The sequence below is a fragment of the Bacillus yunxiaonensis genome, from assembly GCF_037104695.1.
GTDB lineage: Bacteria > Bacillota > Bacilli > Bacillales > Bacillaceae_G > Bacillus_A > Bacillus_A yunxiaonensis.
On record NZ_JBAWSV010000006.1, the window covers coordinates 228,826 to 243,446 of the forward strand.

Here is a 14,621-nt window from a genome sequence, read left to right on the forward strand (position 1 = left end):
ACATTTGTTCTTATTATATACGAACTTACATTCTTTCAGAAGAGGTAACTTCATTTATTTACCACTTGATGAAAATTTAATCAAAAGAGAGTCTATTAAGTGTTAATAGGGAATTTATACCATTTTTTGCACCTCGTTAATATTGAACCGTTAAATAATTTTAGGAGTTCCTTCACAAGGTGTTGTAAAATGGATATATATTACATACGAGAAAGAGCGCTATTTGATAGGGAGGTTTTTAAGTGCATATTGATGAAGGGGTAAATCTGCAATTAACCAGCCATGCTCTTCAGTTAATGAATAACGGAATCGCCGTCACAAATTATGACGGAATTATCACATTCAGCAATCAATCATTCTGCAGCATGTTAAACAAAACAGAAAATGAAATAATCGGCAAGCAAATATCAACAATCATTCCCGACAGTAAAAAGCTATTAGTCAATCAAAATGATAATCTGTACAAGTACGAATGTAAGATCGGCAATCAAGTGTTCATCGTAAACGAATCTTTTGTATATCAGGATGGGAAAAAACACGGATCGATTGTAATCCTAGAAACCAAGCAAAGTAAGGAAAAAAGTATACAGTCATTGGAAACTATCATCAGTCAGTATGAAAATGCTTTGAATTTGCTTTCTGAATGTATTCTAGGGGTGGATGAGCAAGGAATCATCAATTTCCTAAGCGGTTCTTATGCGCAATTTTTAGGAATCGATGACCCAAAAGAAGCGATTGGAAAGCATTGTACGGAAGTTGTTGAGAATACGAGGATGCATATTATCGTGAAAACGGGGAATGCAGAAATCGGGCATATTCAGCGAATAAATAATCGGAATATTATTGCAATTCGTATACCTATTGCTAAGGAAGGGAAAATCATTGGTGCCATAGGCAAAATTATGTTCCATGATATACAGCAGTTTAAGGCTTTGGCGGATCAGATTAGTACGATGGAATCGAAGCTGTCATACTATCAGTCTGAATTAAAACGGCTGCAGCGGGGGAAGCTTTCATTTCAAAGCATTATAGGAGAGAGCGAGAAAATGAACGAAGTGAAGGCTATGGCTTTGAAGGTTTCCAAAAGTCGATCTACTACTTTGATAAGAGGTGAGAGCGGAACAGGGAAAGAGCTCTTTGCCCATGCGGTTCATAATGCTAGTCCGCGTGCTGCAGGTTCATTTATTCGTTTGAATTGTGCTGCGATTCCGAGGGATCTTTTGGAAGCTGAACTGTTCGGGTACGAAGAGGGCGCCTTTACAGGAGCGAAAAAAGGTGGAAAGCCTGGAAAGATTGAGCTGGCTCATAATGGAACGTTGTTTTTGGATGAAATCGGCGATATGCCGCTGGACATGCAGGTTAAGTTGCTTCGTGTTCTTCAAGAGAAAGAGATTGAAAGAATCGGCGGCACGAACATTCGCAAGATTGATGTTCGTTTCATTGCGGCGACACATCGAAATCTTTTTGAAATGGTTCAAAAAGGGGAATTCAGAGAGGATTTATATTATCGGTTGTATGTTTTTGCGATTGATATTCCTCCGTTAAGAGAAAGAAAGGAGGACATTATACATATAACGAAATTTTTAATTCAGAAATTGAATGAGGAGCTTGGAAGCAGCGTTCTTTCATTGGATGAGAGAGTGAGAGATATATTCATGGAGCATGATTGGCCGGGGAATATTAGGGAGCTGGAGAATGTACTCGAACGATCGATGAATGTTGTTGAAGGAACAATTATTCAAGTGCATCACCTTCCTGTCTATTTGCGGAAAAAGGGTTTGCAAGAGGAGTTGTATGATGAAATGTTCGCGGTAGATCAAGATGAGATTGAGATGAATTATTCGCTGCACATGGAAGTGGAATCAGCTGAAAAACGGGTGATTGCGAGAGCCCTGGAAAAAACAGCTGGAAACAGAAAAGAGGCAGCCGAGCTTTTAGGAATTCATCGGGCCAGCTTATATCGGAAAATAGACAGATATGGAATACAATGAGGAAATGTAAAGGGCAAATAGGCCCTTTTTTTGTTTGGACTGCGGATGTGAGTATACAGCAATATTCCCTGTCGCGTTTTTGCGACGGTGTCTTACATATGCAACGTTTATAAAAGAGTCATAGTTATGATTTGTAGCATAAATGCGACACGTGCAGGTGTACATATAAGATTATTGGCGGCATGTCCCTGAAGGAATAAGGGATTTGGCAATGATTGGAGTTTTGGCATGCCTCTTGCTATATAAAAATAAAAGCCTCGTAATTTTGGGGAGATTTTAGTAGAAAGGGGAATAGAAGCCAATGATGGAGAATTACAGCCTGCCGCATTTTATTATGCGAAGTATCGAAAAGACACCAAATAAGGTGTATTTACAATTCGGAGAACAAAGGGTTACCTATGAAGAGCTCTATCATCGGATCACAAGGGCCGCAGCGGGATTTCGTGAGCTGGGTATCCAACAAGGTGACAAGGTTTGTATTATGCTACATAACTCTCCTGAATATCTGGATGTGTGGTTTTCTTTATCTTTTATGGGAGCAATCGCGGTACCTCTTAATGTGCATTTAAAGGGAGAAGGTCTGCAGTATATTTTATCCCATTCCGATTGTAAGCTGATTATCGTTGAGGAGGAATTTGTTTCTCAAATTGCTTCTTGTTTGCCATTTATACAAAGGGACATTCAAATTGTCGTCTACGGCAATAATGAAAGCGTCATCATGACGGGGGATGGTAAAGAACGGCCGGTAATCGGATTGAAAGATGTATTGAATACAAATTATCACCATTTTCCAAATGAAGCTGTTTCCTCTTCTTCTATCAACAGTATCCTTTACACCTCTGGAACGACAGGATTACCGAAAGGGGTCATGTTAAGTCATTCTGCTTATGTAAATTCCGCACAATCATTCGCCGATCATATGGTTGGCGCAAATTCAAAAGATATTTTATTTACAGCGCTTCCGTTATTTCATATTAATGCCCAAGCCCATACCGTGCTCGGTGCTATTCATTCAAATGCGACAGTCGCTCTTGGTAAGCGTTTTAGCGCTTCTCGTTTTTGGGATGAAATCCGCTATCATGGCGCGACGATTTTTAATTCTTTAGGATCTATGATTCCGATTCTCTGTAAGCAGCCAGCAAAGGAAAACGACCATGAAAATCCTGCAAGGGTGACAGCTTGTGCCGCTACGCCTAAGGAATTTTGGAAGACGTTTGAGGAGAGGTTTGGCATCCGGATCGTGGAAGGCTACGGATTAACGGAGACGACGGGTTTTTGTGTAACGAATCCATTGAACGCCAATAAGCCGCCTTCTATCGGAAAACCCTATTCCTACGTAGAGACGAAAGTCGTCAACGAGGAGGGAAATGAAGTGCCGATTGGTGAAATCGGGGAGATTTTCATCCGTTCTTCACAGGCAGTCATGGAAGGCTACTATAAAATGCCGGATAAAACAGAGGAGGCGTTGGAAGGAGGCTGGTTCCATACAGGAGATCGCGGTTATCGGGATGAGGAAGGCTACTTATACTTTTGCGATCGGATCAAACAATGTATCCGGAGGCGCGGAGAAAACATCTCTTCTTGGGAAATCGAAAAGGTCGTGGACAATCACCCGAAAGTGCTTGAATCAGCGGCTATTGGCGTTCCGTCGGAAGTAGGGGAAGAGGATGTTAAATTATATGTGATTTTGAAGCAAGGGGAAATGATGTCCCATGAGGAGATTATAGATTGGTGTCAAGAACGCATGGCTTATTTTATGGTGCCGCGATACGTCCAGTTTAGTGAATCTTTCCCAAAAACCGCGACGGAACGGATTCAGAAGTTTAAGTTGAAAGAGGAAGGAATCGGTGCTGCTTGGGATCGCGAGCAGGCCGGATATGTAATCACAAGAACGAGCTGAAGAGGATTGTTTTAAAGGAAATGTTCGTTACATTACATATTGGAAAGAAGGGATCGCGTTGGAAAATAAGCAGGTTGTTTCATGGTCCAAAGATAAAGGAATTGCGACGATTATGATTGATAATCCTCCTGTTAATGTACTGAGTTATGCCGTAATTGAACAACTGACGGCAGCGGTTGATGAAATTGAACGGGATGATGAAGTGATTGTTGTACTGATAACAGGTGCTGGAGAAAAAGCCTTTGTTGCCGGAGGGGATATTAAGTCATTTCCAGAATGGATTGGAAAAGGAAATGAATATGCAGAGGAAAAATCATTGTGGCTTCAGAACCCATTAAATAAAATAGAAAGACTGCCGAAGCCAGTAATCGCTGTTATTAACGGATTAGCGCTTGGAGGCGGGTGTGAGTTGGCTTTATCTTGTGATTTGCGGATTATGGAAGAACATGCCCGAATTGGGCTTCCGGAAGTTAAGCTGGGCTTGTTTCCAGGGGCGGGAGGAACGCAGCGTTTGCCTCGATTAATAGGAGCTGCAATGGCAAAAGAAATTATGTTCACCGGTGAACCGCTTACTGCTGAAGAAGCTTGGCAAACGGGTCTAGTGAATCATGTTGTTCCCCGCGGTGAATCGCTAAATAAGGCGAAGGAGCTGGCTAAGAAGATGGCTCGTTTTTCCCTTCCGGCTCTATCTTTAATGAAGCAATCTATCAATAAGGGGCTGTCCCTTTCTCTTGAGGAAGGGCTTAAAGTGGAAGCCGAAAACTTTGGTCATGTATTTCAAACGAGTGATGTAAAAGAGGGAGTGGAAGCTTTTATAGAAAAAAGGATGCCGCTTTTTCATCATAAATAAAAAAGTGCGGCTGCAGCAGCTTTATACCCGGATGCTTGTCAGGGACAGGCATCCAACGATTAAGAAAAACCATTTTTATTGAGGGGGGATTGGGGTTATGGATTTATTGATTGTGTTGTTATCGCTCGGCTTGCTTATATTTTTAGCTTATCGGGGTTTTTCCGTGATTCTGTTTGCTCCTTTATGTGCTTTGCTGGCTGTGTTTTTGACGGAGCCGGGGCATGTTCTTCCGTTCTTTTCCAATGTCTTTATGACGAAGATGGTCGGATTCATAAAATTATATTTTCCCGTGTTTTTGCTTGGAGCGATATTCGGTAAATTAGTTGAAGTCACTGGTATAGCAGAGAAAATCGCGAAAATCATCGTCCGTTTTATAGGCGCGAAAAGAGCGATTCTTTCCATCGTGCTGATGGGAGCGATTCTTACATACAGCGGTGTCAGCTTATTTGTGGCAGTATTTGCGATTTATCCATTTGCGGCGCAGTTATTCCGCGAAGCTGATATTCCGAAACGTCTCATTCCAGCGACAATTGCATTTAGTGCATTCACGTTTTCCATGGATTCGCTTCCTGGATCTCCTCAAATCCAAAACGTCATTCCGACTACGTTCTTTAAAACTAATATTTACGCGGCTCCAACATTAGGAATCATCGGTGCATTGTTTATCTTTACATGCGGCATGCTGTATCTGGAAAGGTGCAGGAAGAAAGCAGCTGCTAATGGCGAGGGTTATTTCGGAAAAAATGGTGCTACTTCTGAAATGGCTGCTACAACTAGTGTCAGTCAAGCTGCGCCAACGCCGATTGTTTCAGGAGATGCCATTACAATCGGTCACTGGATAGCATTCCTTCCGCTTGTGCTGGTCGGTGTGATGAATAAAGTTTTTACAGAATTCATCCCCGTTTGGTATGCAAACGGATTTGATTTTGCGACTTTAGGTTTGAAGGACTACGGAAAAATTGATATGACGCAAGTCGTGGGTATTTGGTCAGTGGAAATGGCGCTTCTTATCGGTATACTGACCGCTGTATTATTAAATTTCCAAGCGGTAAAAGAACATTTTCAATCTATTACAAGCGTGGGTGTAAGTGGTTCTATTCTAGCTGCCATGAACACTGCAGCCGAGTTTGGATTCGGTGCCGTTATAGCAGCTTTACCTGGCTTTGTTATGATTCAAAATTTTTTGACTGGGACATTTTCAAATCCTTTGATCAGCGGAGCAGTCATGACGAATATATTATGCGGACTGACGGGCTCGGGATCAGGTGGAATGAGCATTACATTAGGGTTAATGGCGGGGAAATATATTGAAGCGGCAACGAATTTCGGTATTCCATTAGATGTGCTGCATCGTGTAATCGCAATGGCGGCGGGAGGTATGGATACTCTTCCTCATAACGGAGCAGTTATAACTTTGCTTGCAGTTACAGGCTTAACGCATCGTGAAGCTTATAAAGAGATTTTCGGCATTACTTTGATTAAGACGTTAGCTGTTTTCGTTGTTATTGGAGTTTATCTGTTGTTTTCTATTGTGTAGGCGGGGATTTGTTGGCTATCATGAATACCATAGCTATCAAGTTAAGATTATGTATAAATTTAAACAAAAACAACCATTATTCCATGAAATAATGGTTGTTTTTATGTCTTCAATATAAAATCAAAAAAGGAACATTTTGGTCATTGGAAGCAATGATTACCATATACAATGATAAGATTTGAAGAAAGAACCATACTATTAAAAATAACATAAGAATATTATGTATAGAAAAAGCCATCTGATTGTTAGATTAGATGGTTTTTATTTATAAAACAACATGTCATTATGGATATTATAGCCGTCATTTTATTGGTTGAATGTTTATTTAAAATGGTAGGGCTTGTGTATAGGTGATTGTTATTACCGAACCGTACAGTAAAACATGTTGCCAAGAAGTCTTTTTCAGTTTGGCCATTAGTGTTGAGATGAAGATTATGTGGGGGCACTTGAACCTCATAGATAAAAATCACATTAACACTTTAAAGGAGCAGAGATCAATGAAGGTAGTAAATAAAGAAAAAATTTTAATCCTTACCGGAAATTACGGGGATGGTCATATTCAAGTAGCCCAAGCTCTACAGGAAGCGATACAAATTCGATTTCCGACATTAGAACCGGTGATTTTTGATTTTATGGAATGGGCCCATCCCTATTCTAATCATGTAAGTCGTTTCCTTTTCCTTGAAGGAGTAAAAAAATTCCCTCAGGTGTATGGGTATATTTATCAAAAAACACGGAGAGTGAACACTTTATCCAATTTGATAAAGACGATTTTCTCTACAGGTTTCGGACGATTGCAAAAGTTGATTGAAGAAGTGCAGCCGACCGTCGTAGTTAGTACGTTTCCTTTGGCGGCAGCTGTGATGTCAAAGTTGAAATCCTATGGTTTAACCGATATTCCAACTGTAACGACCATTACTGATCATACAGATCATAGTTGCTGGATTTATCCGTTTACGGATCAATATATCGTCGGCTCAAGTATTGTTCGTGATTCTCTGATTAACTTAGGCGTGAAAGAGAATCGGATTGCTCATACAGGGATTCCCATTCGGCAGCAATTTTTTCAGTCCTTTGAACGAGAGGGAATTTTCGAGAAATATGGTTTGAATCCTCATATTCCTACAGTGTTAGTAATGGGGGGCGGTTATGGCATGATTGGTGATGGAAGTTCCACCTTTCAGGAGTTTGATACGTTATCGCAGCCTATTCAATTCATCATTGTTTGTGGGCATAATGAAAAACTCCGTATGGAATTACAGGAAAAGTTAAAGGATTCCAAGCATCACATCCATCTCACTGGTTATATCAATTACGTTCATGAGTTAATGGCTATTTCCGATCTAATGATTACAAAGCCAGGAGGGGTCACTACTTTTGAGGCGATTGCCATGGAATTGCCTATACTTCTTTATAAACCTATTCCGGGGCAAGAACAGGATAACGCTAAATTTCTAGTTCGTTCAGGCGTGGCGATTCAAGCGGAAACGGATCGGGATTTAACGGATCATTTATCCAAATTACTGAGCAATGTAGAACTACTTCAACAGATGAGGGAGAATTCGAAACAATTTCATCCTAAAGAATCTGCGTTTGCATCAGTAGAAGTAATTATTCATACAAAAGAAAACAAGTACAATGGACATGACCTCATGTATTCATTTGGTTCATAAATCATTAATAAGGTGAAATATGGGGATTTTAATGTTTACGTCATACAAGTTCAAGAAACCAGCAGCTCGCTCTCTATCTATTGGAAGTTTGATTATCTTCTTACTTCTTACCGGAATATATTTATATTTTCTTCATACAGGATCGGCAAAATTATGGATTGAATCCATTCGTCATCTCGGTGTTTTCGGGATATTGTTAGGTATTATGATTCAAACGGTTGTCAATGTAATACCTGTGCCTGGCGAATTTGTTTCTCTTTTTCTTATAGAAATATACGGTGCAGTTGCAGGTGGATTCTATTCATGGATTGGCGGAATCTTAGGGGCAGTCCTTGCGTATCATCTATCCAATTGGTTCGCTCGTCCAATCATTGAATCATTGGCTAAACCTTACCTAGTAAAAATAGATCGTTGGCTACAAAAACAAGGAGTTACGGGGCTTTTGATTCTGCGTTTTATACCGTTAGTTCCTTATCATTTCGTCAACTATACGGCAGGTATATTGGGCGTAAACAGAAAGGCTTTTATATGGACGACTGCCTTAGGGATATTGCCTTATACCATATCGGTAAGCAGCCTATTTGCAGGGGTGCGTTATGGAAGATTCATTCCTTTTATACTTGGCGGCGGACTTTTTATCTTATCTTTTATCTTAAGTATTGTCCTACGAAGAAAAATGGATTAAGGCTCTTATCAAGCACTTCTAAAATGAACACTGTAAGAACAGAAATTATAGAAAGGGGGTAGTGTAGGAGATGGTTAAGGTTATTTTACTGGTGTTGTTCTTATTAGCATTATACTGGTTTGTTCCATATATTTTTACTAGGGGCTTTGGTATCGGTGTATTAAAAAGGAAAGATTCTTCTGCAAAAATTGCTTTTACTTTTGATGACGGTCCCAATCCTATTTATACTCCGCAGCTATTGGACTTGTTAAAAATAAATAATATTAAGGCGACATTTTTTGTCGTTGGTTCTAAAGCGGAGCAATACCCTGAATTAATTGAAAGAATGCACGCAGAGGGGCATTTAATAGGAATGCATAATTACGTGCACAAGTCCAATTGGATTATGGCCCCTTGGACGATAAGAAGGTATTTAAGGAAGAGTGCTTCAATCATTGAAAAAATTACTGGAGAACGTCCGATCTATTATCGTCCGCCATGGGGATTATTAAACTTATTCGATTTTTTTCTAATGAAAAAGTATAAGATCATCCTATGGTCGGTAATGGCAGAGGATTGGAGCAGTAAAGGCGGCAGTGAAAAAGTTAAAAAAAGACTATTACGAGATATAAAAAATGGGGATGTCATCCTCTTGCATGATTGTGGGAAAACCTTTGGAGCGGATGAAGATGCTCCTATGAATACCATTGATGCATTAAAAGATGTTTTTAAAGAACTATCAAGCCGAGGTATGTCTTGTGTAAGAATGGATGAATTGTGATATTAGATAAATAGTAGACATGGATTATTAAACATGTGATGTCTACGTGAAAAGGTATGATGAAGATTTTAAAAGACAAACAGCAATGCTGAAATGAAGCGAAGACAGGGTATTTTATTTAGGAAGCTTGTAAGGCATGAGCTTGGTATTGTACCAAGCTCATGCCTTTTAAATTTTCCTTAATTCATTAAATTATCATAAATCGTTTGAACTAAGGCTTTGCATTCTGGTTTTTATTTGGCAATAAAATTTTTGTCCAGTAGTGGTATGTGGAATTTATGAGAATGCTAGAATGTATTTTATCGGCATTCTTTTTTTATTTGTATAGTACTCGTGTTTTGATTTGTTTGGTGATTTTTCCTGTTTTAAACTAAGAGATTATATCTGACAAATCAGTAAAGTTATTTTGTATTGAAAAAAAGATTAAATTATGGAAATATAATATTTGCATATACTAAATCTAGTAGAGTTAGATGAAATAGAGGAGGACTAATTGATTTGAGTAATTTATTCTTATTATTATTTCTAGTATGTTTAGTAGCATTAGTTGTAGGTATGATCAAACCACAATTAGTAGTTAGATGGGGAGATACAGAAAAACGAAATAGAAAAAGTGTACTAAAGTATTATGGAATTGGTTTAATAGCATCGTTTGTTTTACTTGGAGCGACTTCTAGTAATGAAGAAAAGAAACAAGAAAAAGGTTCCTCAAGCAAACCTGCTGCAGCTGCACAGAAAAAAGAGCTAACAGCAGAGGAAAAAGCGGCGGCAGAAAAAGCAGCAGCAGAAAAGGCGGCAGCAGATAAAGCAGCGGCAGAAAAAGCAGCAGCAGAAAAGGCAGCAGCAGATAAAGCGGCAGCGGAAAAAGCAGCAGCAGATAAAGCTGCAAAAGAAGAAGAAGAACGTGTTGGATACGATACAGGAATAACTTATGATCAATTAGCTAGAACACCAGATGAGTTTAAAGGGAAGAAAGCTAAGTTTACTGGAAAAGTAGTACAGGTAATGGAAGGTAAAGGGGAAACTGAATTAAGAATAGCGGTTGATGGTAATTATGACACGATTCTATATGTTGCTTATAAAAGCGATATTATAAAATCAAGAGTATTAGAAAATGATAGTGTTACTGTGCGAGGAAAATCTGCAGGCATCCTTACTTATAAATCTACAATGGGTGGCGACATTAGTATTCCATCAATGGTAGTAGATAAAATAGATATAAATCAATAAAGCAAAAAAGCATAAATTTGTGACTGCAAGGTTATATTGAATGTTTAGGACACAATAATATCATGGTCACATTATATACATATTTATATGTGTTGATAACAAGTAAAGGGTACGATTAACAACATCAAACATTGGTTTGTTTTCTGTAACTTTGATCTTGAATGGTTTTAAACTAACAACCTCCATCTATTAAGTGTGGAGGTTTTATTATGGAAAAAACACCTATTTAAAGAATGAATGGGAAGCTTATATTCAAGACTATAAAAATAGTGGACTATCAAAAGTTGCTTGGTGTCGAAAACAGAGCCTACCGATTCATCCCCCACCTCAAGCGCGAATGAAGTGGTAGGTGGGGGTAGTTCAATCAGCGACAGGAAATAAAGTTCCCGTCTTTAATGAAAGGCATAACACGATATGCCTCAGTTACCTGAATACTCCTGTGAGGGAAAGACATTCACAAAAAATTGGCTTTTTTACAATATATAGTTTGATTTGCTAATTTAATATTTTGGATTAGTAGGCTGTACTAAGAAAAGAATGACACGCCATTATAATTTTTTCACTACCTTCTTCCCTTAGTAATTCTTTTCTTATAAGTTCTGAAGATAGCTTTTGAACTTTTTGAGCTCTATAATACCTTCTCTTAAAATAGGATTGAAATGCTGTATAAAAGTAATCATGATTATCAATTTCTTCTGCTAATACTATGGCATCTTCTATTGCCATTGCAGCTCCTTGGGCTAAATTTGGTGCACTGGCATGAGCAGCATCTCCACCAATGACTACACGGTTGCTGTACCAGTTCTCTTCCAATACAACTTCTTCAACTAGATTAAAGAGAATGGGAGAATCTTTAGAAAGCCCCTCTTTAATTAAAGTTGATGCTCCTCTAAATTGATCTACAATGTTCATTACTCTTTCATAACGTGTCATTTTATCATCCCAGTAATCTATCTTTACCGGCTTCAAGATAAAAGCATAACCTGCACTTTCAGACAATGGTACAATACCAATTTTAGTGCTTCCATTATGAAGCATGAGCGTCTCATTAAAAGATTTACTCTTAGGAAATTCTATAGGGAACCTCCATGATCCCATACCTAAAAATTGAGGGTGAATTTTTCGCCCCAGCATTATATCCCTGACTTTAGAACGAATGCCATCAAATCCTATAAGAATATCGCAAGTGAGAGTGCTTTCGTCTTCAAAAGTTACATTAACCCCATATTCATGTTCGGTATAAGACTTTAGGGTTTTATTCCATTCTATATTCACTCCTAAAGACTGAGCTTTTGCAACTAATATTCCGCTTAATTCAGAACGCCAAATAGCATTTCTACCTGGTAGGTTTTCATCCATAAATCTTTCACTAATTTCACTTATTATCATGCCATCTTTATCAAAAATTTTTAGGGAATTGAGTTGAAATCCTTTATTTAAGCATTGTTCATATATACCTAATTCTTTGAGAACTCCAAATGAATTTTGAGGTTGCAAAATGCCTGCACCTTTAAGTGAATTACTACTTGAAGACTCACATACTGTAACAGATAAACCATTTTTTCTTAAAGCAATTGCAGCAGATAGTCCACCTATTCCACCGCCGATAATAAGAACTTTTTTGATTTGCTGTTTCATTATATACACCCTTTCATAAAAGATGGTTGATTACTATAGTATAGGTTTTTACCTATGAATAATATGAATAATGATTTTTTTCGAAAAATTGACTACCTCATATCCGATTGAATTTAGTAAATAGAGATACAGGTATGGAGGAAAAAACAGTTATCTAGAAGGAGAATATTGTTTGTTTCATATTTCTACACGATGACAGTACAATTTACGAAGAAACTTCAAACGGTACTATAAAAAACAACTTATTCATGCAAAAGAGGCTGTCCAAAAAGTGAAACTTTTGGGCAGCCTCTTGTTTTGCATATATAAACGAAACTGCAGTCAGGGACTAGACTGCGGCTTTTCGACGTACGATGAATTACGAAAATTATTTACAAACGCATAACATGTATAACTGTTTGTTGGGGTCGTTTATTTTTAAAAAAACTTTGCAACAGAACCGATTGGACCATTACACTAGAATAGTACAATCAGGGGGGAAATATTTACTAAACTTGTTTTGATATAATTATCTTAATCTAGACAGTAAAAAGATGGTAATTAAAAATAAAATCATGCTGTTCATAAAAAATATGATGTTTAAAATCGAATTGTGACCTTTGTAAAAAAGTTGCTAGGTTATATCCCTTTAGATATGATTATCTAAAGGGATATTCTTATTTCAAAAAGAACATCTGATACTGAGAAATAAAGTACTAACAGAAAAATTAGTGTGGATGTGAGTGCATTTACAGCTGAAAATGCCATTCCCATCATTCTTTTTTATTGCATATTGTTATTTTTCATTTCTATTGGTTTATTTATGTAATTAAGAGTAAATAGCCGAACTAATAAATAGAACTCTTTCATACAAATTAAATAAAAGTTAAATAAAATAATAGTATTGAAAAATAACAGAATAATTAGAGAACGTGATAATGAGACTTATTCTAACTAAAATATTTTACAAGTAACAATGATTATATTAAATATGATAAAGGAAGTTGAATGCAGTATGTATAAAATTGGATTAGTCGGTCTAAAAACTTCTATAGAACTGATTTTAGACATGGCAGAAGAATACAAACATGAGTTGGAATTTATCTCTTACTCCTATGTAAAAACTGAAGAGGTAGAAAAAATTGTAAAAGAACATACTTCTCATGTAGATGCATGGCTTTTTTCTGGCCCAATTCCCTATGAAATTGCAAAAAAATATATAGGTACAGATAAAATAATGGTTTATGTTCCTGCTACAGAATCAGGTTTTTATAAATCTTTTTTAGAGATGATCTATGAACAAGGAAAAATTATTGAGCAACTAAGTATCGATACTATGTCTTTAAATAATATTAGTGAAGAAGCTTTATCACAGTTAAATATAAAGAAACCAAAGATTTATACGAAAGTGTTTGAGTTGGATGTTGATACGAATGAATTATTGAACTTTCACATGAATTTATGGAAAAAAGGAAAAACAGCAGGTGCTCTATCTTGTTTTCCATCAGTGTGTGAAGCTTTAAGGGAACATGGAATTCCATCTTACCGGATGTCGATAAGTAAGATAGAAATACGACAGACGCTTCGGATTCTTTCTGAAAAAGTAAAGGCCTCCTATTTTAAAGACACACAAATTGGAGTTGAAATCATTGAAGTTGAATATTTTAACAAAGTGGCAGAGGAAGTGAAAACTCCTTATCATTTACAGTACTTGGAACTCCGGTTGAAAGAAATATTGATTCAACTTGGTGAAACAATTAACGGTTCTTTTTCAGAGAAAGGAAACGGTAGATATATGATTTTTAGTTCTCGCGGCGCGATTGAACGAGAGATAGTTACGTTGGAAGATACCGTTCAAAAATTAGCGTTTGAAGCAGATACTACCGTTGCCGTCGGAATTGGTTTTGGCGAGACTGCGTATTCGGCAGAAATCAATGCTTTCCGCGCAATTCAACATTCCAAGGGGATGAAGAAGCGCGGAATTGTAATCGTTCAAGATGATGGCAAAATTGTTGAATCACCGGGCGACAAAAAAGAATTGCAATTTACCAGTCGTACCCAAAATGAAGTCCTTTATGAAAAGTTAAAAAAAGGAAATATCAGTGTGAAAACGTATAAAAAAATATCGGCCCTCATACATAAAATGAAGTGGAATTTTTTTACAACAAAAGACTTGGCGACACATCTTGAGATGACAGAACGTAATGTACGACGCATTATTACAGATATGTGCGAAGTTGATTTGGCACAATGCGTCGGCCAAGAGACCTATGCCACTCGTGGAAGGCCCAGTAAAATTTATCAATTGTTATAAGCATCCATTATTGGGATGCTTATTTATTTTGCAATTTATATTCGTGTGCAAAAGGAGAAAAAAT

The 14,621-nt window shown here is 37.5% G+C and carries 11 protein-coding genes; 10 read left to right on the forward strand and 1 reads right to left on the reverse strand.

Going from position 1 to position 14,621, the window contains the following annotated elements:
- Positions 1-242 precede the first annotated feature (242 nt).
- The 9 genes from WAX78_RS18455 to tnpA all read left to right on the forward strand — a co-directional run bounded on the left by WAX78_RS18455 (position 243) and on the right by tnpA (position 10,975).
- Entirely contained in the window at positions 243-1,991 is a 1,749-nt protein-coding gene (locus WAX78_RS18455; RefSeq protein WP_336483444.1) for a sigma 54-interacting transcriptional regulator, read from the forward strand.
- 301 nt (positions 1,992-2,292) lie between these two features.
- Positions 2,293-3,891, forward strand: a complete 1,599-nt coding sequence (locus WAX78_RS18460; RefSeq protein WP_336483445.1) for an ATP-dependent acyl-CoA ligase — start codon at positions 2,293-2,295, stop codon at positions 3,889-3,891.
- A gap of 58 nt (positions 3,892-3,949) precedes the next feature.
- Positions 3,950-4,741 (forward strand): enoyl-CoA hydratase, encoded by a 792-nt coding sequence (locus tag WAX78_RS18465; protein WP_336483446.1) that lies wholly within the window; start codon positions 3,950-3,952, stop codon positions 4,739-4,741.
- A gap of 97 nt (positions 4,742-4,838) precedes the next feature.
- Positions 4,839-6,278, forward strand: a complete 1,440-nt coding sequence (locus tag WAX78_RS18470) for a GntP family permease (RefSeq protein WP_336483447.1) — start codon at positions 4,839-4,841, stop codon at positions 6,276-6,278.
- A 497-nt stretch (positions 6,279-6,775) separates the two neighbouring features.
- Entirely contained in the window at positions 6,776-7,951 is a 1,176-nt protein-coding gene (locus tag WAX78_RS18475) for an MGDG synthase family glycosyltransferase (RefSeq protein ID WP_336483448.1), read from the forward strand.
- A 31-nt stretch (positions 7,952-7,982) separates the two neighbouring features.
- Complete coding sequence (locus WAX78_RS18480) at positions 7,983-8,636, forward strand: TVP38/TMEM64 family protein (RefSeq protein WP_336483449.1); 654 nt, start codon at positions 7,983-7,985, stop codon at positions 8,634-8,636.
- 70 nt (positions 8,637-8,706) lie between these two features.
- Positions 8,707-9,396, forward strand: coding sequence for a polysaccharide deacetylase family protein (locus tag WAX78_RS18485; protein ID WP_336483450.1), 690 nt, complete (start codon positions 8,707-8,709; stop codon positions 9,394-9,396).
- Positions 9,397-9,894: 498 nt separating this feature from the next.
- Positions 9,895-10,626 (forward strand): hypothetical protein, encoded by a 732-nt coding sequence (locus WAX78_RS18490; RefSeq protein ID WP_336483451.1) that lies wholly within the window; start codon positions 9,895-9,897, stop codon positions 10,624-10,626.
- A gap of 193 nt (positions 10,627-10,819) precedes the next feature.
- Positions 10,820-10,975, forward strand: coding sequence for an IS66 family insertion sequence element accessory protein TnpA (gene tnpA / locus WAX78_RS25230; RefSeq protein ID WP_413789208.1), 156 nt, complete (start codon positions 10,820-10,822; stop codon positions 10,973-10,975).
- 164 nt (positions 10,976-11,139) lie between these two features.
- Here tnpA and WAX78_RS18495 read toward each other — a convergent pair whose 3' ends face one another.
- Positions 11,140-12,264, reverse strand: coding sequence for an FAD-dependent oxidoreductase (locus WAX78_RS18495; RefSeq protein WP_336483452.1), 1,125 nt, complete (start codon positions 12,262-12,264; stop codon positions 11,140-11,142).
- 994 nt (positions 12,265-13,258) lie between these two features.
- Here WAX78_RS18495 and WAX78_RS18500 point away from each other — a divergent pair.
- Positions 13,259-14,557, forward strand: coding sequence for a helix-turn-helix domain-containing protein (locus tag WAX78_RS18500; protein ID WP_336483453.1), 1,299 nt, complete (start codon positions 13,259-13,261; stop codon positions 14,555-14,557).
- Positions 14,558-14,621: the final 64 nt, after the last annotated feature.

Coding starts and splice junctions, on each gene's coding strand:
- WAX78_RS18460 (WP_336483445.1), top strand. CDS start 2,293: ATGATGGAGAATTACAGCCTGCCGCATTTTATTATGCGAAGTATCGAA.
- WAX78_RS18470 (WP_336483447.1), top strand. CDS start 4,839: ATGGATTTATTGATTGTGTTGTTATCGCTCGGCTTGCTTATATTTTTA.
- WAX78_RS18475 (WP_336483448.1), top strand. CDS start 6,776: ATGAAGGTAGTAAATAAAGAAAAAATTTTAATCCTTACCGGAAATTAC.
- WAX78_RS18480 (WP_336483449.1), top strand. CDS start 7,983: ATGTTTACGTCATACAAGTTCAAGAAACCAGCAGCTCGCTCTCTATCT.
- WAX78_RS18485 (WP_336483450.1), top strand. CDS start 8,707: ATGGTTAAGGTTATTTTACTGGTGTTGTTCTTATTAGCATTATACTGG.
- WAX78_RS18495 (WP_336483452.1), bottom strand. CDS start 12,264: ATGAAACAGCAAATCAAAAAAGTTCTTATTATCGGCGGTGGAATAGGT.
- WAX78_RS18500 (WP_336483453.1), top strand. CDS start 13,259: ATGTATAAAATTGGATTAGTCGGTCTAAAAACTTCTATAGAACTGATT.